Raw genomic sequence first — 25,363 nt, 5'->3', positions numbered from 1 at the left:
TTAAACGAGCAAATATAATCCTAAAAAGCGCAAAACTGACGCTTTATTATGCAGTTTATTGCCCGACCTCACGCCAATAAATGATCCGATCATGGCCTCGATAGCGTCCAAAAAAAGCACTCGCTCTTGGGTCATACAATACACTTGGACTTGTGTCGTCCCAATTCCAATACCACTTGAGCCAATCATCAACTTGTAATGGCGCTGTCACTTGACCACGATATGCATCAGAACCTGTGTTTTGCCATAATAAAGTGAGTTGACCAGCGCTCACCGTACTGCCGCCATCACTGCGAATAACCGTTTGGTTTGACGCCAATACTGGATCGTAGATCTCTGTGCCATTAAGTGGATCGATGACTTGGCTACAACTGTCACTGGTATTGGTTATCCACCCCGCTCCATTCCAATATTGTGCATAGGTAGGCATGCGTAATATTTCAGTTTCTGGGCCAAAGGTATTGTCCATAACGATTCGGCCGTGACGAAAATCTTGTGTCGATATCAGTTTTGCATTGCAAGTACCGTTGTCGGCACAAATATCACTGCTATCAGCGCGCATATCCGGCGCGTTAACAAATGAAATGTCTGCGTCGTTATCAGCAACCTGCACACCAATATCTAATTGACCAAAAGGCCCATCAACACCTGGCGCAAGGGTACGGCTCAGGTTCGCTTGATACGTGATACCCACACTCGCCTCACCTAAACTCCATGAACTCGCATCAATAGGTAAAGTGCTTAAGCGGTTGCTTAAATCAACGCCATCGTTAAGGTTCTCTCCCACTAAACTGGCTGTGGCTTTAGCAAAAGCGCCCTGATAGTTTTGGGTAATATTTGCCGCAATATTATAAGCCGTTAAGGTCAATGTTAAATCAAAAGGTTGATCCATATAGGTAAAAACACCGCAACTTGCCAACACGCTGGAACTGGTAACGGCAAAGCTGTCAGGTACAAAGCGGCCGATATTGACTGATTCAGCAAGCGGAATATCGTAAAAGCTCGAACCCAAATACGTGCTTGGGGGATTGGCGGTAAACTTAAATACGCCCACTTCGGTTACCGATTGAGTCACCGTATTGCTGTTAGTGGTTTGCGCAACATGATTGTATTTCGTGTTGCCAACGTCACCTAACACACCGCCCGATGGCGCAACCAATTGATGCCCTAAAACAATGTCATCATGGGCATAATTGGGGGTGTTGATGTTATCGCAATAGTCAGTATCCGCGTCAGACTGCCACGCTTTACCTTGAATGATTAAATCAAACGTTTCGCCCGCTTTTTTGTATACATCACAACTGCTGTTACCTGCAGAGCACTCTGCAACGCTGTCTTTAGGTGTGATGCATAACCCAACGGGAAAGCTCACAAATGAATCAGAACCTAACATCACCAATCCGGCTTCATCGCCAGTACCTGTGTATTGAACATCGAGTTGTATATTGCCTGCATCAGGATAGTTAACATCAATATTCGCCGTACCTGTTGAATCAAAATCTAACGCTATGGTGGTGCCAGTTGAGCTTTGTTTGCCCACAGTAATGTCGTTCACAGTAACGGATTGGCCATTGATTGGCATTGTAGGATCCAGATATGTACTCCAAAAACTGACATCTTTGCTCGTGTCTGCAAATGTAGGCACACATTGTAAGGATTCATCTGAGGTTTTAACGGCACTGATTGAAATATTGCCCGTGGTTTTGTTTGCTAACTTGTCTGGCACATCAAAAATAAACCCACTGTCGGCAAAGGCTAAATCACAGTTTGCAGCCGTTGCAGAGCTACCATTAATTCGGCAAAGCGTTTCACTAAACGCTTTAGTACTCGGCGTTGAACCTGAAACACCCAAAGTTACCGTGCCAACGATGTTATGTCTTAATTGTAAATCTGCTTTTTCCCCACCAGAGAATGTAACAACATTATCACCAACCCAACCACCATTAGTCACGCTTGCAGGTGTTAGCGTTGCGGTAACACTGCTATTAACCGTCTCGGTACACTCTGCATTAGCACAAGCTTTAATCGACAGTGTTTTGGGTGCGCAGGTAATTCCTTGACCAGAGTATGAATACTCAAAGTGATCGATTTGTACCCCTATAGGATTGGATTTTAGAGCACATATTTCGACATTATCAATTTCATGAATATTCGTTGACCCGCCAGTAGAGCCAGTTAATGACAATAAAAAACTCTCAGGTAAAGCGGCTTGGTTAGTGAAAGAAGTGGCATCGAATTCAGAAATAATTTCAACAAAGCCATCACCAGTATCACGCTCAACTTTCACTAACGATTGACTGGCAATTTGCGAGTCAACAGTAATACGATAACGGTGAGCAGGTGAGTTGTTATTGTTATTGTTATCAACGGTTGGCGATAAGCAACTACTTGTATTGGTTGTACCGTCATTACACGAACCATGTAAATAAGGATAACCTGTTGTACCAGAACCAGAGCCCCTAATGGCAACAGACTGTTGACGACGTCCAGGTCCGTTAGGGCCACCTTCGGTTGAAAAATTACCGTATTCGTCAATACCAAAACCTAACCAGCCGCCAGCAAAACCATTTTGATTTGAACGAGCACCATAACCTAACGGTCCACCATACGCGCCTGCTTGAGGTGTAATGGTGCTATCTGACAACACAAAAGCAATACCATCTGCTCGACTTCCCCCATAAGCATAATGATCGAATTCGATGGTGACGAAATTGTCTGCTGCAGGGAATAATCGTTGGTAAGTCGAAGAGGTTGCTTGATTTTTTTGTGCCTGAGTCACTTGTAAACGATTACTCACAATAGATGGCGTAAAACCACCTCGACTATTGGAAACAATCCAATCATCCCCAAGATCTGTGCGGTCAAAATTATCCGTAAAACATTGGAATACTGGCTCAATACTTTCAAAAGCAACGAAACTGTAATTCTCCCAACGATGTTTACGATCACGATCTTTATAAGTATCTTCATCAACAACCATACTTACCGTGTCGTTAGTTAGCTTACAACGGCGGAGCCAGCCGCCATCAGTTCCTAAGCGACTATTCTTTCCTGCAACTAATGTGGGGGGGTCAGTAAAGCCTTCTAACGTTGTGGTGATTCCACATTGATATTCAATATCTTTGGTGCCACTGGCGGTAAACGTTTGTGCTTGACCAAAGTGATAATTTGTTTCAACACCATTTAAGACCATGGTACCGCTTGCCGAGGTTAACGATAAATAGCCAATGGTTTCATTTGCAATTTGATTGTTATTTAAATCTCCCGGCAGGCATTGTTTATTATTTCTATCGTAAACTTCAGACGCATCTAACGCCAGTTGTAACATTGAACCGCTTGATTGTGATGTACTGGTAAACCAACAATGATTATTTTGAGTTTGTATTTGGTTTAGCACCACATTTTGAGTCGAAGGCAAATCGACCGAAGTATAAGGTGAATTAGACCCAAATAAGGCCTGATCATAATCAACCGAGCCGGCAATTAGCTTGATGTCATTTGGCAGGTCATAGCTACCTGCAGTAACTGCAATCCAATGTATTTCCGGCATTTCAATAGATTTAACATAGCGGTTACTGGGTGAAGCAGGCTCTTTTTTAGACCAAGTAAAACCTTGATTAGAAACACTATCAAGGAATACCGATGCTGGGCCATCACTGTTATCGTCTTCGATGGTCGGCATTAAGAAAATTAACGGGGTGACATCATCAGGAAAAGCACTGTCAAACGTAATGCTTCCATTGGACGCTTTACCGTATTGAATATGAAATTCTGTTTCTGTTGGTGTGGTATCCGTTACTGAGGATGTCGTATTCATTTCAAGGTAACGTGACGATACTCGTCCCTTAATCGCAGAGCTAGCGTTTAATTTTAACCTTTCATTACTGTAAACATTTGCAGTGACATCAGATGTTCCAGTCAAATTTATATTATTATAGCCAATGATTTTTAGATCGAATAAAGCTGTTGCATTAACGGTCGTGCTATTCAAATTAATATCATTCTTAACGAAAATTCTTACATCACCATTTAATACAACATTAGAATTACTATTAAGGGTTAAAGATTCAATAAAGTAATCCCCCTCATTAAGCACTAATGTTGCACCACTACCTATCTCTATCGATGTAAAGCGGTATTCAGAAAGGCTTGTCGACATAGTTAAAGTGCAAGCTGAATATAAACTCACACTATTAAATTGGCTATTCCCATCCTCCCCTAAAGTGAAATTATCATTTGTATTACAGTAGCCAATGCTTCCACCAACACCAGAACTTGCCTTAAATGCGTTGTCTCCGGTTAAATCGAGTCCAATTAAATCAATACCCGTTACTGTACAGGTACCATTCACCCCTAATGAATCATTACAGCTGTCACTTGGGATACTAGAGCTATTAAGGGAGCAAAAGGATAAAACACCACCGACAACACCATTAATTTTGGCACTGTTATAAAGTGTTAGTTGTGGATCTGTAATGCCAGTACAAGCTAAGGGATCTGGACTGCCATATTGGTGATGGCCTTGTGCAACATTAGCCCAAGTGACTGACTCATCGATAACACCAAAAGCAAAAGTGTTACTTGCAAAGAGTAAAACACTCAAAGCAAACAAAGCTTTTTGTAGTCGTTTAATTCCCACGGGCTTCTACCTCCACTTGGCGACTGACTCGTAAACACGTTGAGCTACTCGAGTCTCCAGCACAATCACCCGTTTCGCATACCGCTAAACTATTAATTCTATATTGAGTCACACCACTGACACTGGCAGTATTACAGCTAATGCTCACGCTACAACGATGAAATCCAACCGCGTTACTCGGTGGCGTCCAAGTTGAAGCCACATCGCTACACGTTGCAGCACTGCCATCGAGCGGAAATAGCTGTGCTAAAGCGGCATCAGCGCCACTGTTAGCACTAAACAATGCTCGAGTGCCCCACACTTCCATATTCACCGACTCATCAGCATCGCCAACAATGCGGATTAAACTGGCTGCAATAACAAACATCACCGTAATCACAAAAATACCGATGATTAATGCGCTGCCGCGTTGAGAATGTTGAGCGAACTGATACTTAGGGAACATTCATCACCTGCACTTGATGTTGATATTGAAACGTCTCACCATTAACCGCAAACAGTGGCTGTAAATGCACAATGGCGTTAGTCACTAAGCTCGCTGGAGTTAAAATAATTGCAGGATTGGTACTTAAGTTATTCGCTACATTTTGGGCCATTAACACCCCTGAACCCATTGTTGTTGGCGTGGGTTGAGTGGCCTGATAACCATAGTTTTGATAAAGCCGCAATTCAACCGAACTCGCAGAGGTAACAAAGCAATAGCTTAACGGGCTATCGGCAACATATAAGCGCCTTAATGGTGAAGCCTCAGTAAATCGCACCGACTGGGTCAAGGTGATGGTTAGTAAGTCGCTCGCTTCAGCCACACTTTGCACAGTAAATCGTTTTGCCGTTGTCCCTTGAGGGTTATATACCTCAGCATTGGTTAACGGATAAATCAACGTCGACTGCCCTGCACTAATCGGCCTAATGCTTTTGATCGCGGTAAGGCTATTTCGCGAAGTCTCAGGTACAAATGGTGCGTCAAGGTATGAGGTACTGGCCGAAATGGGCAGTAATTCAATGCATTGATAACTGCCATCTGTGGCATTAAGCACTCGGATACTGTTAGGCACCGCACGACGAATGTCTCTGGTCATGCGTTCTATTCCAAAGCGGCTCTGACTCAACACTTGATCGACCGCACTGGATTCAACAAAAATACGGGTACCAAAAATCACAAAACTACTGACACCAACAATCACAATGCCCAAAATCAAAATCACAGTCACCATTTCGATTAAGGTAAATCCAGCTGTTTTTGCTCGTGAATAGTGCGCCATTAGTAGTTGCTCCTTACCGTTTGGTAAGTAATCACTTCATTGCTGGGTGTAGTGACATCTACAGTAATCAGTTTTGCAGCTTGCGTAGTATCAAGATAACTCACCGTAACAGCTAATTTAAAGCCGGAGTAAGTCTGTGCATAGGTTTGGCTTGAGTCGAGCATATTGCTGGTTTCATTCAGCCCATGGTAATCGTCAACATCATTAAACGCATCACGGCTTTCACCGTCATTACCCATTGATGTCGAACATGTTAACCCAGCGCCAGAATTACAGGCTGGGACACCGCCATTGGCATTGGTGTTTTGATCATAACGTTTACCCCAAATCTCATTCATTACCGAATGAGCAAGCTCTGCCGATCTCACTCTTTGTAAGGTAGCAGCGGCCTTGTCTGCCTGAGGGAATAGCATGCTGGTCAACATGACGATTGCAACGCCAATGACCATCATGCCAATCACTAATTCGATTAAGGTAAAACCCTTAGTGCGCAGAGTGTGATGACGCTGCAGCTTATTGAGCATAAATATACCCCTCTGACTCCACCGCGATAGCTAAGGTTTCATCTGCCACCGCATTAAAGCAATGGCCAGAACACGCAGGAGAAATCATTCGCCCAAGGCTGTCAAACGTAATTGAAAACACCTGGCTAGCATCACTGGCTAGGGTGATATAAGCATTAGCACTAAAGCTTTGCGGCTGCTCCTCACGAAACACATCGCTGCAACTGTTGCCAATGCGGTCATTAAAGTAACGCAAGGTATAACCACTGGCACTGACATCGAGTTGATAACATTGATCGGTATTTTGAATGGCTTTTAACTGTACGTGCCTTAACTCGCTAATAAACTCATTACGTAGGGTGTAAGCACTGTAGGATGAAGCAGAAAATAGGCGCGGTAACACCGCCACGGCAATAATACCAATCAAGATAATGGTGGTAACTAATTCAACGAGGGTAAAACCAAGTTGAACCTTGCGCTGCTGACTCACGTAGATGATACCCTCTATTTCGCCGCTAAACATTTTGACACTGAGCCGAACTAAACCATAAGAGTGTCAGAGACTTATACTAGCTGATTCAGTATGGCAAAAACAGTCAATATTGTCTGCTTATTTGTGTATTAGCCTTGTTAGCCATTGAAGCAAAGCTGATTTTTATTGATAAAAACTCAAAAAAAAACCTGCCGAAGCAGGTTTTAATAATTAGGTAATATATTAGCACTTATCAGGATCTGTTTCTGCTACATACTCAGGTAAAGCAGTAGCGCTTGAAGCCTCTGTGTAAGTTAGCTTACAGTCTGCTGGTGCACCAGCTTGCCAAATTTCAACACTTGCAGCAGAACCTGAAGCTGCTGCAGTTGCTTTAATAATCCAATCTGCAGTTCCAGTAGTCGCTGTACCATCTGCACCTTCAGCAAATGTTACATCTAAAGCTTCTTCTAAATCATCTTGAGTAGCTTGGATATAACCGTAAGCAATATTCAAATCTTCACTACCAGATCCAATATCTAGAGTTTCTGTTTCCTCGCCTTCTTTACCAGCTAAGGCAGCTTTTGAATACACTAAGGTATTTCCACCTTGAATTGCCGCTTTCATGCCACTTAACGCAGATACTCGCGCATCGCCTTGTAAGTTAATAAACTTAGGCGCTGCAGTGACCGCTAAAATGCCGAGAATAATGATCACAACCACTAATTCGATTAATGTAAAACCTTGTTGCTTTTGCATATAAAAATACCTCTATTAATATAAATCTCTATCCATTGATAAATGGATCAATCGATTGGGTGGTTAATAAATTAGTTGTTGCTAAAAGCAACTACTTGTCCAGTACCTGGGTTGTATGTCACGCCTTTAGCACCGGCAGTTGTTAAATCTGGTGTTGGTGTAGCCACACCACTTGTTTGATCTAAAGCGAGTGAGGCGACTTGATGATATACACATACATCAAGGTTGTTTACGGTTGCGCCATCAATACTGGTTGAAGAGCCACCTGAGCCACCTTGCACACTCACGATATAACGTACATCGCTTGCATCTTGATTAACTAATACGTTTCTTGGCGCATTTTGTAATACCGAGTCAAACACCTCTTGGCATCGAGTGGTAGTCATCGCTGTTGCACTGGTATTGGTTGTGCCCGTTGGGAAACCAAAACGCGAGTCTAAAGAGATGGTTGTGCCATCGAGAACCACACTCGTGTTACGACGACCATCCACTTCCCACTGTGCACGCACAAAGCTTACTGCTGTCGCTAAACCACCTGCAACACCGTCTACGCTGGCGTCTTCTGCGTCGTCAGTTACATTTAAAAAGCGAGGAATAGCGGTTGCCGCTAATAGTCCCAAAATCACAATCACAATGACCAACTCGATTAATGAAAAACCTTGTTGTTTAACTTTCATAATACCTCACTCATTTAAATGTATTTGCAACAAAAATAACACTCTTGCTGCTACTCTTGTTGCTAATCTTGTTGCTAATCTTTTTGCTAATCTTTTTGCTAATCTTTTTGCTAATCTTTTTGCTAGTCTTTTTGCTAATAGTGCTGCCATAACTTGTCAGATATTAGCAGCTTATTAAAATTTTAACACCTAGGGTAGACTTTTTTACTACTCAGCCGCTAAATAAATGATTCTGCCGGTTTGTAACTGATAGCTTAGACTGGCTTGATTTGCAGAAGTAAAACGACAAACTTTATCTTCTGCTTGATAAACCACCGTTAACCCTAGCTCATTTACGTCTATTGCCAGCAATTGCTGCCATAGCTGTCTACAACCGTCTTCATCATAGGTTTCAACCAAAGGCCAACCGTTAGATGACAATTGAATCCAATTATTAGTGCCGACTAACTCAGCTTCGGTATTGTCTATTTGCGCTGAAGCGTCCAATCGTCCATTTTTTGACGATTCCGCATTATTATTGGACTTATCTTGTGTAAGCACATTTGGTGCCACATCGTACCAAGACAACAACATCTTGTTCGGTCTTCCTGAAGCTAACCATTGGCTGCGTACCATAGCTAAGACATTTAAAAGCCGATTATGTTCAAAGGCCAAACCTTGGCTAGTTAAATTTGGCGCAGTGTTGACATAGCGGCCACCTAAGATACCCACCAAAATAATCAACACCACGATTGCTATCAACTTGCCATAGACTTTAAGTAAGTCATCATCGGCTTTTTGCTGATTTAACATACTGTTACCCAATAAGCCAAAGGCCCTGTAATTTAACCACCTTTAACCACTTTTAGCATGTCCCACATAGGTAGATAGATACCTAGCGCAAGAATAAGTACGATAACCGCGACAAATCCGATTAAAATAGGCTCTAATTTTGCGGTAAGATTTTTTAAGTCGTAATCAACCTCGCCTTCATAAAAATCTGCCGCATCATTTAGTAACTGATCGATTTGACCGGTTTCTTCACCAACAGCCACCATTTGCAACACTAAAGGCGTAAACAAATGGCTACTATTTGAAACCCTTAGCATTGACTCACCAGATTCAATACCACGGCGCATACCCACAATTTTGTCATGCATATAAGCGTTATCAACTGCATCAGCAACCAAGCTTAATGCTTGAGTCATTGGCACGCCAGCACTGAGCATCATTGAAAAGCTACGGCAATAGCGCGACAAAGTAGAACGCTCAATAATCGATCCCACCACAGGAATATGTAACTTCCATAAATCCCATTGCTTTTGGCCTTTGTCGGTATGGTGCCAATAACGGATCCCAACAATGACCCCAATTAACACCACCAGCATATGCGGCCAATAATTAACAAATAGATTAGAGGTGCTGATGAGGATTTTAGTGGCCCAGGGTAAATCGGCCCCAAAGCGCGAAAACATATCAGCAAATTTGGGGATCACCATAATATTGAGGATCACCATCGCGATGGTAATCGCAATAAGAACGAAGATAGGGTAACGCATTGCTGCTTTAATACGGCGGCGAGTTTCTTGCTCGCGCTCAATATAATGCGACAACTGAATAAATGCATCTTCCAATTTACCGGTGTTTTCACCCACATGGATCATCGACACAAACAATGAATCAAACACATCGGGGTGTTGGTTCATTGCGGAAGATAATGGTCTGCCCGAGGTTAACTGCTCAGAGATATCATCTAACGCATGTTTCATTCGATGCGAATGTGTGGTCTCAGACAAGCCTGCAATGGCGCGTAAAATAGGAATACCTGAACGCGTTAACGAGTACATTTGCCGGGTAAAAATTTGCAACTCTTCTAATGAGACTCGGTTCTGAAACAATGCCATTGAAAACGATTGTTTAGTCTTAACCTCATTTAACTCTAACGGGATAATGCCGCGCGACAATAATAAATCTGCTGCAGCGCTTTCATCGGCTGACTCCACTTGAGCAGTCACAGCCTTTCCCTGAGCGTTACGTCCTCGATATTGATACGTTGGCATCGTTATGCCCCAAGGCCTGATTGACTAGTAATATCAACTGATAAAGCAACAGCTGACTCGCTGACATCTTCAACTAATTTGGCGACTTCTTCTAACGTGGTAGTGCCTTGAAATAAATACTCCATGGCCGACTGCGCTAACGGAATAAAGTTTGGGCTGCGCAATGCGGCGCGGGCAAAGTCTTGCGGATTACCGGTACGCATGGCGTCGATCATGTTTTCATCGAGCTCTAATATTTCAAAAATACCAATTCGGCCACGATAACCAGAACCATTACAGGTTTGACAACCACTGCCCACTTTAAAGGTCGCAGTTGTCATGTCTTTTTTGGTCACACTCTCAAGCCAGCTGCGCTCTGATGCATTAGGCTGGTACGCCACGGCGCAGTTTTGACATACACGGCGAACCAATCGCTGCGCAATAATCACTCTAAGTGCGCTGGCAACTAAATAGCTGGCAGCTCCCATGTCGAGTAATCTCAAAGCACTGGTTACCGCGTCATTAGTATGCAGTGTTGATAACACAAAGTGACCGGTTAACGCACCTCGTAAACCAATTTCAACCGTTTCTTGGTCACGCATCTCACCCACCATGATGATATCGGGATCTTGACGCAAAGTGGTACGCAACACATTGGAAAAGTTTAAACCAATTTTATGATTAACTTGCACCTGGTTAATACGCGGTAATTGATATTCCACCGGGTCTTCAACGGTAATGATCTTTCTGTCGGGCGTGTTTAACTCGCTAAGAATACCGTACAGCGTTGTGGTTTTACCGCTACCCGTTGGCCCGGTCACCAATAACATTCCGTGAGGGCGCTTAATTTGTTTACGGATCCGCGCCACAATATGCGGTGGCATACCGGTTTCATCTAAGGTGCGCAGCCCTGTGGTTTGGTCTAACAAACGCATTACCACTGATTCGCCATGGTAAATGGGCATGGTCGACATACGCACATCGATTTTATGACCTTTAATTTCAATATGAAAACGGCCATCTTGCGGCATACGTTTTTCAGAAATATCTAAACCAGCCATTAACTTGAGGCGCAATACCAGGGCGGCAGCAATATTGACTTCACCAAGGGTATTTTCGTGCAACTGACCATCAATACGCTGACGAATACGCAATACTTTTTCACCCGGCTCGATATGAATATCCGACGCACGCATTTGCACCGCATCTTCAAAAATAGACTGTAATAACTTAACCACCGTGGTTTCATTATCACTGTCGCCTTCTGTTAAGCCATTAAGGTCGAACATGTCATCAGCGGCATATTCTTCTTCAAGCTTGCCGGCAATTTCAGCAATTTGTCCTGTACGGCGATATAAGTTATCAAACGCATCTAATAATTGTTGCTCGGGCGCCACCGCAAGCATCAATTGCTTAGGAGCGACCAAGATTTCTAAATTATCAATGGCTTGCAAATCAGCAGGGTCACTCATGGCAATCAGCACATGGTCAGGACCGCTTTCAACCACTAAGGCACGATAACGGCGTGCTTGCACCTCAGGTAAAATATTAACCACTTCGGCAGGGATTGGCCGACGACTAATGTCCAAATAAGGTAAATTTAACTGCTGAGACAAAAACTTAAGCAGTTGAACTTCGGTAATGTATTTTAAGTCGATTAACGTACGACCCAGTTTTTTACCACTATTACGTTGTTCGGTCAGTGCTTGTTGTAATTGCGTTTCGCTAATAATCAACTCTTGTACTAGAAGGTCACCTAAGCGCATCTTCAATTTAGGTTTCATCGTGTTTCTCCTAGTTGAGCCAATCTGTTTTCAATAAAGTCCATCGCTGAGGTTGATAATCCTTCATAACTTAATGCAGAGCGATAAGCCTGAGCCGCTGGAATATATTTTTGTTGGGAATCTAATGCATAACCCAGGCCCATCCACCAGCGTGCTTGGGTCGATTCGGCTTGTAATAATTGACGATACGCTTGTTCAGCTAACACAAAATCTTGTGTATTTTGGGCTAATTCAGTTTGCGCGACCCACTTGTCACGCGCCCAACTAGAATTGTCGGGGATCATCGCTAAGGTTGTTTGGGCACTGTCAAAGGATTTTGTTTCAGTTTGAAGTCGCGACAAAATCACATAAAACTCCCACTCTTGCGGAAACATACTAATACCACTTTCTAACAAGCGCATAGCGGTTGTGGTGTTGTTTTGTCCGTAATAAATCGCCACCAGTTGCTTACGCGCTTTGTGTAAGCTCGGCTGTAAAATAATGGCTTCTAAATAAAAACTGGCGGCTTCTTCTAACCGTTGTGCATTTTCAGCATCGGTTGCCTTGCGATATTGTAACTGCGCCATCTCGGCTTTGCTTATCACCACTTCTTTTACCGTCATAGCATTTGAAGATGAGGTTTGCGCTATTTTAGAGTTAGGTTGAGGGGCGTTAACCGACGAGGCTACCGGTTGAACCGTAGGCGTGTCTTTCGCCACGATAGGTGTTTCAACCACCTTGGCAACCTGAACAACATCTTCTGTAGCGGGTTGGCTTGTTACCGCTAACGTGAGCTCGGCATCATCGGTACTGGTTGTTTGCTCAATGGGTTCTTGAGCCTGAATAGAGGCCGTTGCTGGCGCTAGCGCTGCTGTTGAAGATGCATCAACTGCAGAAGTACCTTCTGCACGTGGTGAAGCAATATCGGGCTCAGCATTATCACTCAAGCTCGATTGTTGCTTGGCGAGTAACGTAGTGTTATTGCTGGGTTGGACATCAGTGCTTTGTGGCTCAACGTCGCGAGTAATTTGAGTTGTTGTGTCGTCGGTTATTGTTAATGGCTCATCTGCATTACTAGCCATCAATGACGATTCTGCTGTGGGCGCAGTTTGTTGATACATTGACACCCCATACCAAATGGCTGGGATGCATAAAAGCACGCACACCACAGTAGCAATTAAAGGCAAACGAGATTTTTCGGTAGGATAATATTGAACTTGCGGACGAACAAACTCACCCTTCGGCTGAGAAGGTGCATTGTCAGGCCCTGGTTTATCAGCCCCTGGTTGTTGGCGCTGCTCTAAATCGCGCAGCATTTTTATTATCACACTCATTAATGCTCACTTATCCATGTTAACCAATCACCGCTGACATCCGTTAATCCTATCGTTAGCATGAGTACTAATAACATGATAATAACTAGCATGCTTGAACGTGAAAAGCCTGACCGTTCAGTTAAATTTATATCTTCAGTATCTCTTATGGCTGCACGACAATGCTTGGTTTGCACTTTTTGAGCGCCTTCGCCATAACACAACAATAAACTTTTGTGAGCCAAGATATTTACCAGCCGAGGGATCCCTCTAGCCGCTTTCGCCAACAACTTAATATCGCTCACGCTAAATAACTGAGGGCCTTGATAATCCGCAGTGACCAATCGATATTGAATATAGGCCTGAATTTCATCCCAACTCAATGGCCGTAAATGGTAACTAAAGGTAATTCGCTGGCGTAGCTGCCTAAATTTAGCTTGAGCCAATCGCTCATCTAGCTCTTGCTGACCAAATAACACCACTTGCAACAGCTTACGGCTTTCGGTTTCTAAGTTGGTAAATAACCGTAATGCTTCAATACTGTCGTCGGGTAATGCTTGCGCTTCATCCAGCACTAACAAGACATGAAACCCTTGATGATTTAGCTCCAGCAACCGCTCATGGATCAGTCGTGTTAATTGCTGTTGATCGATTTTATTAGGTAAATTTAGCCCTAATTCACCTGCCACAGCAAAACGTAATTCTTTTGGAGACAAATAGGGGTTAGGCAAGTAGGCACAATGATATTGAGCAGGTAAATCATTAAGTAGTTTGCGACATATTAATGTTTTACCTGTGCCTACCTCGCCAGTCACCTTAATAAAACCTTCGCCCGTTTCTAAAGCGGTTTGCAACACCTGCAAAGCTTCTACATGGGGGGCTAACCCAAAAAAGAAGCTTGTGTTAGGGGTAAGCGTAAATGGTAACTGCCCCATGCCAAAGTGCTGCAAATACATAATGAATTAAGTTCCGTTATTGGCCATCATTAGTTAGATGGGTACCAACGCTCAATTAATTCTTGTGAACGCTTTAACTCATCTCGCCATGTATTCGCGCCAACCACTGTAGGCTTAAGTAAAATGATTAATTCTGTTTTTTGCTTTGACTTAGTGCGGCTGGTGAATGCTTGTCCTAAAAATGGAATATCACCCAATAAAGGCACTTTCGATTCGGTTTCAATGTTTTCACTCTTCATTAAACCACCAATAACAACGACATCACCCGATGCTGCACGAATAATGGTATCAGACTCGCGAATTTCACTTTGCGCGAGAGGCAGCTCTAATGTTGAATCACTGATTTCAATGGTTTTGGTTTGTTCTTCAACATCGATCACCGACGGATGAACATGCAAAAGCACATTGCCGTTTTCATCAATTTGTGGAGTTACATCAAGCGCAATACCTGAGAAAAACGGAGTCAACTCGACATCTGGAGTCGTTACGGTTGTGGTAGAAGACACTGTCGTTGTCGACACATCAGTCACAAAATACTCATCAGTACCGACTTTAATGACCGCTTTTTGGTTATTAGACGCGGTGACACGTGGACTAGACAAGACATCGACATCACCTTGCGTATCGAGCAAGTTAATCATGGTACTAAAGTCTGTACCTTGAAAATTGATTGACGTTACTCCGCCAATAATCGATGAAATGGTATTATTTAAACCTTGTCCTGCTGAGGTGCTAAAATCAATATCCGTGTTACCCACATGACCTAAGACGTTTTCCCACTGAATACCTTGTTGATAATCATCAGATAAAGTGACTTCTAAAATTTTTGCCTCTAGGATCACTTGGCGTTGTAAATGACTTTCTGCCGTTTTCAAAAAACTGCGAACCTGGCGTAATTCATTAGGGTAAGCCCGAATCGTCACTAACCCGGCCTGAGGAGTAACAACCACCTGACGCCCGCCTCCTGTATCACCAATAATTGACACTAATGTTGATTGCAGCTCACCCCAAAAATCCGTTTTAGTGGTTGAACTGATAAAAGTACCGTTGGTCTTTTCATTATTACTTGAATTGTTATTACTGCTACTCGTACTACTGCTAGAGCTATTATTGCTATTACTACTGCTGCTATTTGAGTTGTCATTATCATCCGAAATACGGCCAGAGCTTACTGACGTTAACGACAAGCCTTCGCGTTGCATATACAGGTAGTTTAACGGGATGGTTTCAGTGCGCATGCCTGAGGGGAACACTCTTAAAATCCGCCCTTGACGGCTGACTTCATAGCCATAAATGTCTTCTACAACCTGTAACGCTTCAGACAAAGTAACCGCTTTTAACGATAATGAAATCGTGCCAGTGACATCCGGATGAACGGCAACACTAAGCGGTGAATCTTTTACAAGACTCGGGAAAAACACTCTGGCTTCAACATCATTAGCTGACACATCAAAACGGCGCTCTGCTGGTAATGCTCTTGCTGACCCTAATACATTATTACTATTTAACTCACGCTGAACTGCTGCAGGCATCGTTGCTGGCGGTGGCGTTGTATTGGCATTAGTTTGCGATTGTTGGATTGATTCCGACAATGTGGATTTAGCGTTTTGTGGTTCAGGTCTATCTGTCGTTTGACAAGCAATCAAGCACAGTGACATCAGAGGGGTAACATATTTAATTACTTTCATTTTTATTCTAATCCTATCGCTCTGTTATCGACTGAAAAAGCTGAAGCTTTCTGCCATCTGACAAAGTTACATTATCCTGACCGATTGAAGATACGGTTAATCCATTGTTGACAGTATCACCCACAGCCACAATTTTGTTGTTGATAACGGCATAAGCATGCTGACCATTCACAATACTGTTGAGCATCAAGCTTTGTTGAGTGATGTTTTGGGGCGTAGTCGCAACGGCATACCCTTGACCCGGTAATGTTGGGTCACGCAAGCTTTGCGCATTCACGCTCGCCACGACCAATAGACTCGTTGCAATAAAAGCCAATGCCATAGAGTTAATTCTGTTTAGCAACACTAATAAAGTCCTTATTCACACTAAGTGTGTAAAGTTCTAATTCAACTAACGCTTTTGGGTGAGTCTCGACACGATAATCCATGCGCTTCCAATACAGTTTATCGGGCATGTTTTCTACGGCAGAAACAAAATCTAAAATAGCAAAATAATCACCTTGTAAAACCAGCTTAATACCATGGCTATATAAGTTAACCTGGCTATTATCGCCCATATTTAATAACGGGGTCGGCGCGATAGAAGCAAAAGATTGCAGGGTCACACCTTTTACATTACCCAGTAAATTAGCGAGCACCATTGGCATATAATCCGCTGGCACCATATCAACCATTTGCGCGTCTAATTCGGCATCAATAGCTGACATTTGTTCGCTGACTAACTGCAAACGTTGTTGGTAATCTTTGTCTGGGTCAAGCTGCAAACGTTGTTGGTATAAGTCTATCTGTTGCAGTGATATGTCGTTTTCTTGCTGTAATCCATTCAATTGATTTTGTGTCGATTGCTGTTGTTTCCAAATTGACTCTAATGGTAAATACAGCAGCATTCCAATCACCACGACACTGGCAAGAGAGATTAATAACCGTTCGCGCTGGCTGAGTTGGTTAAATTTTTCTGACCAGATTGCCCATTTTTGCTTCATTGTGAGGGCTCCATATCTGAAGGTTTACTCGTAAGTTTGAACATTAATGGCTGGGTATTACCGCGGTCCATGCTCATTGCCGAAAAAGCATATCCTTTTAAGGTAGCGGTATTTTTTAGCTTATCAATCCATAATGGAATGCTTTGCGGTGTGCGACCAAACCCTTCAAATTGAATGCGTTGTGGAGCATTATCTTGTTGTTCAATACTAATATGACTCAACCATACATTGGCGTCAGCCACTGCAGCTAAGTCCGTTAATAAAGGGGAGTAACCTTGGCTAATTAAGTTTTTACGCTGACTCAGCTCATCTTTTAAACGCTGTTTAAGTGCTAAACGTTGTTCTTCTAATTCGACTTGGTCGGCTAAGGCGGTATTGGGTTTACGTGCAGCAATTTGAGCTTCTAATTGCTTTTTTTCAGCATTTAATTGAGCTTTTTTATTGTTAGCTTGTTGCTGTAAAGTCTGTAACTCGCTTTGTTGCCATAAACCAAAACCATAAAAACCAATACTGACAACAACCAACAACACTAACACCTGCATTAAGCGTGATAACGTCAATCGCTGCTTTTGTGGTAATAAGTCGGCGCTGTATAAATTTATGCTGGTTTTGATCACGCTTCACCTCGCGCTATTTCTTGCAACGCTAACTGAGCTAATAAACCGCTAACCCCATCATGATTGACTGCGTTTACTGTTTGATTAAAATTAGCAGCCACTAACTTGGCTAGCGACGGGCTGTCACCATCAGAGGCAATCGTAATTGAAGCCACAGGCGCCTGGCGTAGCTGACTTTCAAAATAGTCCATTGAACGTTGGATCTCTAAGCTTAAGTTATCAGCAATGCTGTTTTGTAACTCTTGGAATGTTGCCTTGTTCAGTTGGTTAAAGCCACGGACACGGCGCTGCATTAACACCTCTCCCGCTTTAACCGCCATGAGTAGCAACTCTTCTTGTGGGGCATGTGCAACGAGCATATGTGCCATGCTGTCATTAGGCAATATATGACGCAGCACTAACTCTTCGACTGTGATCCCTGCAATGCTGAAACCACTCGCTTCGCATGCCGCAACCAATTGCATCAGTAAATCATGACTGGTAACAACAACACTGACTTTAGCGCTAGGGATGAGACTTGATTCAAAATAGTCTAAGTGGATATTGGCGACCGGCTCTGACACCATGTCTTTCACTGCCCAAATTAATGCCTGGGCAATTTCAGACGATTCAACATTAGGTTTGTCGGCTTGTAACATTTGGTAGTGCGAAAAAGACAGTACGAGTTGTAAGCTAGCTTTGCCACACAGAGCTTTAAGCTCCTCAAATGCTTGCTTCCAATCATGTTTGATTATGGGTATTTGTTTAACAACTTGAGTCGACTCGGCAGTTTCGTCATAACAAACCCACAAGGCATTGTCGGTAATAAATACACCAACATCTCCTGCTGTTTGGGATGATTGCCAAAAGGCCAATTTACTCAAAAAACCATTGCTCATTACGCGTCCCATGCACACTAAAGTGATCACTATTTTAGGTTATTGGCTTTAAATATGATGAAGAAACAAATAAGTCTGTTTAGCCTCAAAAAAACCATTAATAAAGATACTTGTTAGTATTGCCCCGTTTAATTTTATGACTTTTTAGCCGGATCGTTGCCAAGATTAGGCTCCTGATACAACACACGGCTAATGTTTTAATTTTGTTAGCAATTACAATATAGCATACCTCGTTAAAATAGAATGCAATTGCTTCGCAAACAAGGGCTATTCACTCAAAACCACGTAAATAGGCTATTTTTCAAGCTTACGCCTCTGTAATTTGGGCTAAATACTCACCTTGAGCAGCACTTACCCCTAAAATCTTTAAGGTTTGCCATTCCTCAAAACTCTCCACACCTTCAGCAATGACCTTCACTTCAGCCCGGTAGAGCCCACCAATTAAGCTTCGAATAAATAATTGATTCTCTGAGCGTTGATGTACTTGGCGAACAATTGAACGATGCAACTTAACTAAATCGAAGTGGAACTCTTGAATATAATGGGTGCCAACTACATGTTGACCGACATGATCCACAGCGAGCTTTGCCCCCATTTTGCGTAACATATCGAGTGATTTCACTAAAGCCAGGTTTTTTTGATGTTTCACGATAATGTCTTCGGACACTTCAAAAATAAGTCGCGCCGCTAGCGGTCGGTGCTCTAACAGAGTTGACTGTAGCCAGCGCACAAAAGCGCGGCTCACTAAAGTGTCTAAACTGAGATTAATACAATAGGTGGCATCATTTTTTGGCATTAGGGTAAATAACACTTGTTCGAGTATTTGCCGTTCTATCTGTGGCATTAAGCCACACTTGTTTGCCATTGGGATAAATAAAGTGGCACGTACATCCTTGCCTTGATGGTCACGAGCACGGCTGAAAACCTCATAATGCAAAATGCTGTTATCACTGTCTACCACCGCCTGCTGTAAGGTAAAAAAACGTTTGCTGACAAGCGCATTTTCTAAAAAGCTTCGCCAACGAACTGAGCCTTTTGCAATCTCTTCATCAACGGCTCCCTTATCATACATAAACCAGTTGTTAACCTGCTGTAACTGCGCTGCACGAAGGGCCATTTCGGCCTCATCGATCAATTGCACCTGCAAATCTCCGGCTTTAAAAAATGCACTCCCTAGGTGTAAAAAGTTTTCTGGATTACCTATGCCATAAAAAGGTAAGGCCAAGCAGGCTTTCAGCACTCGCTGCGCCAACTGATCCGCCTCGGCTAACGAGAGCTGAGGCACCACTATCACCAATTGCTGGTAACTTCTTCTGGCAAAAATACTGTCTTCGTATTGTGCGAGTACCGCGGTGATGGCTTCTGTTGTTAGGGTTAGCATCGCGGTTAAATCGCTCTCACCCAATTTATCTTCAACTAAGTCAACATCGTCAAACTCAATCAACATAAGCACCCCATGGGCAATCATTTTTTGATTATGACTTAATGCATCTAGGCGGTTTTGAAAAAAGATACCGTTGCCAATTTGAGTTTGTTTATCTAAAAATGTGTCTTTACGAATAAATTGGTCTAAGCGACCGCGTTCTTTATGGGCGTCATCTAAATCGGTAAGGAGTTTAGTCAACGCCCGGTTAATCAAACGAGGTTTGCCATTGGTTGGCACCTGCGCAGCTTGGGTTAGATTACCCTCTAAAATTAACTTGCTGCGCTGAGCAAGCTGTTCAATGCCATCGAGTTCACGCGAATACCAACGATGGCCGAAACGCACAAACAGGCCAATAGCAATAAAGCCAATAAGCAAAATAATGACTTCTGACCAACCTAAATGATACAGAGCAAATGGCGCAGGCAAGGTTAACGACAAACTTAAACCATGACCCAACTGACGTTGATATAGGGTTAAACTGCTCTTGGGCAGAATAGGATTGTCTTTATGAAGTTGATATATAACTTGTTTATCGTGAGTCAATGTAAAATCGACGGCATTATAAGCTGACAATAAAGGCGGCAACCAGGTGGCAAACTGACTATTACCATGTTGCTTATGATGCGCGACCAACATGGTTTCTAATTCGGTCACTTTTTGCTGCTGAAAGCTGTAAGTGAGCTGGATAAAACTCATCACTGCGCTCAGAAGAAACACAAACGCGACGGCAGCTAACGACAATAACCAAAAGCTTGTGAGTTTTTTTGTAAGGATCTTAGTGAGTTGCATTTATCCGCTATCCTGCTGGATTTATTATTATGTTCTAGCTCAATTAAATCCGTATCAGTATAACGATTGTGCTCTATAAGTTCACTAATCGTTTATCTACAAACCCAATCACATTATTTATTACCCGTCGCCAATCGTTAGATAATACAAAGGGGCTTAAGCCCCTTTGTATTACATCGTCAATATATCAGAAAACTTTACACGTTATATTCTGTCGGTAACGTGGTGATTTTGGCTACACCTGAGTCAATTGCGGCTTGCGATACTGCGCGAGCGACATTAGGCAATAACCTTGGGTCCATGGGTTTAGGCAACACATACTCTGCACCGAAGCTCATAGAGCTCACTTTAGGATACGCCGCTAATACCTCTGCAGGTACCGGCTCTTTAGCTAAATTGGCAATGGCATATACCGCTGCTAATTTCATTTCATCGTTAATCACTTGAGCACGCACATCTAATGCGCCTCTAAAAATAAACGGGAAACACAATACGTTATTCACCTGATTTGGGTAATCGCTTCGGCCTGTTCCCATAATCAGATCATTACGAATAGCGTGAGCTAATTCAGGTTTAATTTCAGGGTCGGGGTTTGAGCAAGCAAAAATAACCGGATTAGGTGCCATTAATGCAATATCATCCGCAGTTAATAAATCTGCACCCGACAAACCTAAAAACACATCAGCGTCTTTAATCACATCTTGTAAAGTGCGCTTGTCTGTATTGTTAGCAAACAATGCTTTGTATTCATTTAAATCTTCACGGCGAGTATGAATAACCCCTTGTCTGTCGAGCATATAAACATTTTCGCGCAGGGCACCACACTTCACAAACATGCTCATGCATGCAATCGCAGCAGCCCCGGCACCTAAACATACAAATACTGCTTCATCAATTTTTTTGCCTTGGATTTCTAATGCATTGATCATACCCGCAGCGGTCACAATGGCAGTGCCATGCTGATCATCATGAAACACAGGGATGTTACAGCGTTTAATTAATTCTCGCTCAATTTCAAAGCATTCAGGTGCTTTAATATCTTCTAAATTAATCCCCCCAAATGTGTCGGCGATGGCTTCCACGGTATTGATGAAATCTTCAGTAGTGCGGTGCTTAACTTCGATATCGATTGAGTCAATATTGGCAAAGCGTTTAAACAAAAGTGACTTACCTTCCATAACGGGTTTTGATGCCAAAGGGCCTAAATTACCCAAGCCTAAAATGGCGGTACCGTTAGTAATGACAGCAACAGTGTTACCTTTATTAGTATAGCGATAAGCGTTTTCAGGATTAGAAGCAATCTCTCTCACCGGCTCTGCAACTCCCGGGCTATAGGCGAGTGCAAGGTCATGGCTAGATTGAGCAGGTTTAGTCAGGCACACAGCCGTTTTACCTGGTACTGGGAATTCATGATAATCGAGTGCTTGTTGACGAATATCCGACATTTTATATTTCCTGAAATACGCTATGTAGTAAAATTGTGACTCACACCTCAAATACCATTGATTATGCTAAGTCACCGAAAGTTTTGTAACGATACGCTATTACAGGGTCGATAGAAATCAAAAACTCAACCATAGGATGTGTTGGGCGCTGTAAATGGGGCTAAGTTTTGTTATTCAAATTAAGCGAACATGAATATATATAAATCAAAGAGTTAAAAATGTAGGAAAATAACAAGATTTACCGCTCATAAAGCGTTTTCGCCACGTTATTTGTTATTTATTTTGCTTAAATAACAATAAAGAAACATTGAGGCTTTTTTTAATTGTTTACAGCAAAAAAATAAGTTTTCACTATTAAAAAATCAATTGAGCGGTTGTGCTGACACCGACCGGAGTATCGCCAATGGCGACTAAAAACAAAAAAGGCGCCAAAGGCGCCTTTTGAAGTCAATTGCAGTGCAATTACTTCTTGCCAAGCATACCAAAACGCTTGTTGAACTTGTCGATACGACCACCAGTGTCAACAACTTTCTGAGTGCCAGTGTAGAATGGGTGACATGCACCACATACGTCCAAGTGTAAGTCTTTACCTACAGTTGAATTTACTTTGATAACGTTACCACAAGTACAAGTTGCAGTGATTTCAGCGTAATTTGGGTGAATACCAGTTTTCATTTGGAGTACCTTAAATTGAAGGCCATGTCGCTATCACAACCCGAAGTTGGACACCACATGCAGTTAATAACAATATGTTTTAGGCGCGAGATAATACAGTGTCGGTTCAGTTCAGACAAGTAGAATTTATAAGCATTACTATAATTAACCCGAGCTTGGGATACTAAACGCCTTTCAAACAGCCCTTTGCCTTGCTAACTACGTTGAATCGACTTGCAATAGGCTAGCTATTGACGCGTCAATTGGCCTTGTTAGCAGAACAAATTGACAAGCTTGAAAGCGATAATAGGTAACATGTTGATTTTAAACAACATAATTTCACCCCCTCATCCCGAACTCAGGTTAAGTAAACTTTGATTGAGCTTTAGGGTTGTCTTTGCTGTTGCTCAAATGCTTCATAAGTTAACCTGTCTTTTGTCGCATCTTGGTACTGCTGCAAGATAGCCTCTGACGGGCAAACTAGAGCACTATCAGCCATTAACAAATAAATCTTATTATTCGCGAATGCTTGCGGATTGGCATCAAAAATCGCCAACATGGTGCCATAAACATTAGTGTGCAATTGTTTTTGATTACGCACTGCAACGCGCCATAAATTATCTTCAGGACGTTTATCAATAACACATAACGATGAGTCACTCAGTGACATCTCATCGACGGTGCCGGCCATTTCATCAGCGTTTACAACCACGTTTGTATCGATACTGGTATCAACAATGCTCTCTGCAATGTTATCGGCAATGGCTATTGGAGTGCTTTTTTCAACTGGCGCAATCTCTTGAGTACTGGCTAACAATGCAGGCTTTACCTCAGTGGTTGATGCTAATACACTGTCTGTGGTGTCTGTGATTACTGTAGGTAGGCTCGGTGTCTTGGCGACAACCGCAGTTGTTTTACCTTGTTGGCTGGCCACTAATTTATCAAAGGTCACTCTGTCGGCCTTAACATTTTGGTACTTAACCAATATATCTGCAGGTGGACAACGTAGCGAACTGTCTAATTGCAACATGCTAATGTTGCCTTGATAAAAAGCTTGAGGATTAGACTCGTACAATGCCAACATTGCTCCGTAAATATTAGAGTTCCATTGCTTACGATACCTAACCGCAATTTTCCATAACGAGTCATCTGGTTGCTTAAGAATATTACACCCTTCTAGCAACTCTTGGGTTTGGGCTAATACTGGAGTGGAGTCGACAACTCGACTGACTGAAGTTGTAGAAGCTGGAATCGAAGATGAAGGTAACTTCATTTTTTTGATTGCGACAGGGTGGTGATTACTCACTTGTAAGACTGGGCTAAATAGCGGAACGGGTGAATATTGTTGCCACTTGGCATTTCGATACTCAGACACAATGAGCGCAGCGTCAGGATCGCGAAGTTGCTCCTTGCCATTGAGTACAAATACGTCGTTACCCTGGCGTTCTACGTCTAATTTTTCTAATACGATATTATCTTGATATATTTGACGCAAATAAAAAGTTAATCTAGATAAATCATGATGTTCGGTTACTACATTGACCGTTAGCGTAGGTAATTTCCCACGTTCAAAAGCTGCAGTATCTATACTTATATGGCTGACTTCAGCAACGACAGCTGAAACCTGCCCTACCGCCATGAATGCCAATATGACTAGCAACTTTACGCCTTTCATCCAATCATCCTTCACTTAGCAAAGCTTTAAGACAGCGTCTATAACGCTGAAAATCCATTTATTATATTCTTTATTATTGTTTGTAATTATCTATTTAATATTGTTGCGTTATTTATGCACTAACTTTATTTTTTCTAAGCAACCAGTATTAAAGCAAACAACTATATAAATTAACATTCATTGCTGCAACCAATTACTGACATACCTGAGTAATTACTCAAGCTTTATTTAACTTTGTCACACTTAATCGCATATAGTTCTAATGAGCGGCATGTTTAGCTTCGATGACTTGAAACACTTTTTTATCGACTATTTTATTATCGTATTGGGCCAATATTTCCGGTGACGGACAGTTCAATGGTGCATTTTTAAGTAGTAAATGAATCTTCTGTTTTGAGAATGCCAGCATATTCGCTTCAAAAATCGCTAACATCGCACCATAAACGCTGGTGTCCCATTGCCCTTTATAACGCTCCGCAATACGCCACAGGGTATCTGAATCCTCTTTTATTAGTCGGCAATTTACAGGTATTTGATGTCGTAAAGTGGGTTCGTTGGCGACATCAACTTGCTCAGTATTATCGCTCGTTGCACCCACGCGTGTAGGTGAAGGTTTATTGGCAATAACCGATGGCATTGATGTTGTTGGCGCTTTTGCTAACTGAGCGCTATTAAATGACAAAGGCGCGTCAAACAATGCCAACACGGCTAATAAAACAGCTCCATCAGGACGGTTTAATGTCACCACTAATTGGGCCTGAGTATCGGTAATGATATGCTGACCACCAGGGCGACCGCATGAATGCTTAAATTTCAATCAAGCTAGCAAAACCAGCTCTTAATACATCT

General features: G+C 42.5%; 23 protein-coding genes. All 23 read right to left on the bottom strand.

The genetic code is table 11. The features are described 5' to 3' along the window. Positions 1 to 55: 55 nt before the first annotated feature. Positions 56 to 4,639 carry a DUF6701 domain-containing protein gene (locus IEY42_RS15040; protein WP_188926011.1) on the bottom strand — a complete coding sequence of 1,528 codons (4,584 nt, stop codon included), beginning with the start codon at positions 4,637 to 4,639 and terminating at the stop codon, positions 56 to 58. Beyond that, a complete protein-coding gene (locus tag IEY42_RS15035; protein ID WP_188926010.1) occupies positions 4,629 to 5,084 on the bottom strand; it encodes an MSHA biogenesis protein MshP in 456 nt (151 codons plus the stop codon). Before IEY42_RS15035 ends, IEY42_RS15040 begins: the two co-directional genes overlap by 11 nt. Then, positions 5,074 to 5,901 carry a PilW family protein gene (locus IEY42_RS15030; protein WP_188926009.1) on the bottom strand — a complete coding sequence of 276 codons (828 nt, stop codon included), beginning with the start codon at positions 5,899 to 5,901 and terminating at the stop codon, positions 5,074 to 5,076. Before IEY42_RS15030 ends, IEY42_RS15035 begins: the two co-directional genes overlap by 11 nt. Beyond that, positions 5,901 to 6,425 (bottom strand): type II secretion system protein, encoded by a 525-nt coding sequence (locus IEY42_RS15025; protein ID WP_188926008.1) that lies wholly within the window; start codon positions 6,423 to 6,425, stop codon positions 5,901 to 5,903. The genes IEY42_RS15030 and IEY42_RS15025 overlap by 1 nt, the downstream gene beginning before the upstream one ends. Continuing rightward, entirely contained in the window at positions 6,415 to 6,927 is a 513-nt protein-coding gene (locus IEY42_RS15020) for a type II secretion system protein (RefSeq protein ID WP_188926007.1), read from the bottom strand. The genes IEY42_RS15025 and IEY42_RS15020 overlap by 11 nt, the downstream gene beginning before the upstream one ends. Positions 6,928 to 7,119: 192 nt before the next feature. After that, on the bottom strand, positions 7,120 to 7,632 hold the full coding sequence (locus IEY42_RS15015; RefSeq protein WP_188926006.1) for a type II secretion system protein: 513 nt from the start codon (positions 7,630 to 7,632) through the stop codon (positions 7,120 to 7,122). Between the two features lie 71 nt (positions 7,633 to 7,703). Next, positions 7,704 to 8,309, bottom strand: a complete 606-nt coding sequence (locus tag IEY42_RS15010) for a pilin (protein ID WP_188926005.1) — start codon at positions 8,307 to 8,309, stop codon at positions 7,704 to 7,706. A gap of 6 nt (positions 8,310 to 8,315) precedes the next feature. Further along, the gene (locus IEY42_RS15005) at positions 8,316 to 8,459 is read right to left on the bottom strand and encodes a hypothetical protein (protein WP_188926004.1); all 144 of its coding nucleotides are present in this window, start codon (positions 8,457 to 8,459) and stop codon (positions 8,316 to 8,318) included. Positions 8,460 to 8,516: 57 nt separating this feature from the next. Continuing rightward, on the bottom strand, positions 8,517 to 9,101 hold the full coding sequence (locus IEY42_RS15000) for a hypothetical protein (RefSeq protein ID WP_188926003.1): 585 nt from the start codon (positions 9,099 to 9,101) through the stop codon (positions 8,517 to 8,519). A gap of 32 nt (positions 9,102 to 9,133) precedes the next feature. Continuing rightward, on the bottom strand, positions 9,134 to 10,348 hold the full coding sequence (locus tag IEY42_RS14995; RefSeq protein WP_188926002.1) for a type II secretion system F family protein: 1,215 nt from the start codon (positions 10,346 to 10,348) through the stop codon (positions 9,134 to 9,136). Between the two features lie 2 nt (positions 10,349 to 10,350). Next, the gene (locus IEY42_RS14990; protein WP_188926001.1) at positions 10,351 to 12,111 is read right to left on the bottom strand and encodes a GspE/PulE family protein; all 1,761 of its coding nucleotides are present in this window, start codon (positions 12,109 to 12,111) and stop codon (positions 10,351 to 10,353) included. Next, the gene (locus IEY42_RS14985; RefSeq protein ID WP_188926000.1) at positions 12,108 to 13,424 is read right to left on the bottom strand and encodes a tetratricopeptide repeat protein; all 1,317 of its coding nucleotides are present in this window, start codon (positions 13,422 to 13,424) and stop codon (positions 12,108 to 12,110) included. The genes IEY42_RS14990 and IEY42_RS14985 overlap by 4 nt, the downstream gene beginning before the upstream one ends. Then, complete coding sequence (locus tag IEY42_RS14980; protein ID WP_188925999.1) at positions 13,424 to 14,359, bottom strand: ExeA family protein; 936 nt, start codon at positions 14,357 to 14,359, stop codon at positions 13,424 to 13,426. The genes IEY42_RS14985 and IEY42_RS14980 overlap by 1 nt, the downstream gene beginning before the upstream one ends. 29 nt (positions 14,360 to 14,388) lie before the next feature. Then, on the bottom strand, positions 14,389 to 16,047 hold the full coding sequence (gene mshL, locus IEY42_RS14975) for a pilus (MSHA type) biogenesis protein MshL (RefSeq protein WP_188925998.1): 1,659 nt from the start codon (positions 16,045 to 16,047) through the stop codon (positions 14,389 to 14,391). Between the two features lie 13 nt (positions 16,048 to 16,060). Then, positions 16,061 to 16,369: a SctD/MshK family protein gene (locus IEY42_RS14970; RefSeq protein ID WP_188926028.1), complete on the bottom strand. Its 309-nt coding sequence runs from the start codon at positions 16,367 to 16,369 to the stop codon at positions 16,061 to 16,063. 4 nt (positions 16,370 to 16,373) lie between these two features. Next, a complete protein-coding gene (locus IEY42_RS14965; protein ID WP_188925997.1) occupies positions 16,374 to 17,030 on the bottom strand; it encodes an MSHA biogenesis protein MshJ in 657 nt (218 codons plus the stop codon). After that, a complete protein-coding gene (locus tag IEY42_RS14960; RefSeq protein WP_188925996.1) occupies positions 17,027 to 17,647 on the bottom strand; it encodes a PilN family protein in 621 nt (206 codons plus the stop codon). The genes IEY42_RS14965 and IEY42_RS14960 overlap by 4 nt, the downstream gene beginning before the upstream one ends. Next, on the bottom strand, positions 17,644 to 18,525 hold the full coding sequence (locus tag IEY42_RS14955) for a biogenesis protein MshI (RefSeq protein WP_188925995.1): 882 nt from the start codon (positions 18,523 to 18,525) through the stop codon (positions 17,644 to 17,646). The genes IEY42_RS14960 and IEY42_RS14955 overlap by 4 nt, the downstream gene beginning before the upstream one ends. 307 nt (positions 18,526 to 18,832) lie before the next feature. Then, complete coding sequence (csrD, locus tag IEY42_RS14950) at positions 18,833 to 20,740, bottom strand: RNase E specificity factor CsrD (protein WP_188925994.1); 1,908 nt, start codon at positions 20,738 to 20,740, stop codon at positions 18,833 to 18,835. Between the two features lie 197 nt (positions 20,741 to 20,937). Continuing rightward, entirely contained in the window at positions 20,938 to 22,185 is a 1,248-nt protein-coding gene (locus IEY42_RS14945; protein ID WP_188925993.1) for a malic enzyme-like NAD(P)-binding protein, read from the bottom strand. A gap of 462 nt (positions 22,186 to 22,647) precedes the next feature. Further along, a complete protein-coding gene (gene rpmE, locus IEY42_RS14940) occupies positions 22,648 to 22,860 on the bottom strand; it encodes a 50S ribosomal protein L31 (protein WP_188925992.1) in 213 nt (70 codons plus the stop codon). Between the two features lie 364 nt (positions 22,861 to 23,224). Next, the gene (locus IEY42_RS14935; RefSeq protein WP_188925991.1) at positions 23,225 to 24,514 is read right to left on the bottom strand and encodes a FimV/HubP family polar landmark protein; all 1,290 of its coding nucleotides are present in this window, start codon (positions 24,512 to 24,514) and stop codon (positions 23,225 to 23,227) included. Between the two features lie 259 nt (positions 24,515 to 24,773). Then, complete coding sequence (locus tag IEY42_RS14930; RefSeq protein WP_229780092.1) at positions 24,774 to 25,331, bottom strand: FimV/HubP family polar landmark protein; 558 nt, start codon at positions 25,329 to 25,331, stop codon at positions 24,774 to 24,776. Positions 25,332 to 25,363 lie beyond the last annotated feature (32 nt).

This window comes from Shewanella algicola, assembly GCF_014648035.1.
In the GTDB taxonomy this organism is placed as follows: Bacteria; Pseudomonadota; Gammaproteobacteria; order Enterobacterales; family Shewanellaceae; genus Shewanella; species Shewanella algicola.
This window is presented reverse-complemented; position numbering and strand designations above follow the sequence as displayed.

Bases quoted from the DNA above. Each gene is read 5' to 3' on its own strand.
- IEY42_RS15035 (WP_188926010.1), bottom strand. From the start codon at position 5,084: ATGTTCCCTAAGTATCAGTTCGCTCAACATTCTCAACGCGGCAGCGCA.
- IEY42_RS15030 (WP_188926009.1), bottom strand. From the start codon at position 5,901: ATGGCGCACTATTCACGAGCAAAAACAGCTGGATTTACCTTAATCGAA.
- IEY42_RS15025 (WP_188926008.1), bottom strand. From the start codon at position 6,425: ATGCTCAATAAGCTGCAGCGTCATCACACTCTGCGCACTAAGGGTTTT.
- IEY42_RS15020 (WP_188926007.1), bottom strand. From the start codon at position 6,927: ATGTTTAGCGGCGAAATAGAGGGTATCATCTACGTGAGTCAGCAGCGC.
- IEY42_RS15015 (WP_188926006.1), bottom strand. From the start codon at position 7,632: ATGCAAAAGCAACAAGGTTTTACATTAATCGAATTAGTGGTTGTGATC.
- IEY42_RS15010 (WP_188926005.1), bottom strand. From the start codon at position 8,309: ATGAAAGTTAAACAACAAGGTTTTTCATTAATCGAGTTGGTCATTGTG.
- IEY42_RS15005 (WP_188926004.1), bottom strand. From the start codon at position 8,459: ATGGCAGCACTATTAGCAAAAAGACTAGCAAAAAGATTAGCAAAAAGA.
- IEY42_RS15000 (WP_188926003.1), bottom strand. From the start codon at position 9,101: ATGTTAAATCAGCAAAAAGCCGATGATGACTTACTTAAAGTCTATGGC.
- IEY42_RS14995 (WP_188926002.1), bottom strand. From the start codon at position 10,348: ATGCCAACGTATCAATATCGAGGACGTAACGCTCAGGGAAAGGCTGTG.
- IEY42_RS14990 (WP_188926001.1), bottom strand. From the start codon at position 12,111: ATGAAACCTAAATTGAAGATGCGCTTAGGTGACCTTCTAGTACAAGAG.
- IEY42_RS14985 (WP_188926000.1), bottom strand. From the start codon at position 13,424: ATGAGTGTGATAATAAAAATGCTGCGCGATTTAGAGCAGCGCCAACAA.
- IEY42_RS14980 (WP_188925999.1), bottom strand. From the start codon at position 14,359: ATGTATTTGCAGCACTTTGGCATGGGGCAGTTACCATTTACGCTTACC.
- mshL (WP_188925998.1), bottom strand. From the start codon at position 16,047: ATGAAAGTAATTAAATATGTTACCCCTCTGATGTCACTGTGCTTGATT.
- IEY42_RS14970 (WP_188926028.1), bottom strand. From the start codon at position 16,369: ATGGCATTGGCTTTTATTGCAACGAGTCTATTGGTCGTGGCGAGCGTG.
- IEY42_RS14965 (WP_188925997.1), bottom strand. From the start codon at position 17,030: ATGAAGCAAAAATGGGCAATCTGGTCAGAAAAATTTAACCAACTCAGC.
- IEY42_RS14955 (WP_188925995.1), bottom strand. From the start codon at position 18,525: ATGAGCAATGGTTTTTTGAGTAAATTGGCCTTTTGGCAATCATCCCAA.
- csrD (WP_188925994.1), bottom strand. From the start codon at position 20,740: ATGCAACTCACTAAGATCCTTACAAAAAAACTCACAAGCTTTTGGTTA.
- IEY42_RS14945 (WP_188925993.1), bottom strand. From the start codon at position 22,185: ATGTCGGATATTCGTCAACAAGCACTCGATTATCATGAATTCCCAGTA.
- rpmE (WP_188925992.1), bottom strand. From the start codon at position 22,860: ATGAAAACTGGTATTCACCCAAATTACGCTGAAATCACTGCAACTTGT.
- IEY42_RS14935 (WP_188925991.1), bottom strand. From the start codon at position 24,514: ATGAAAGGCGTAAAGTTGCTAGTCATATTGGCATTCATGGCGGTAGGG.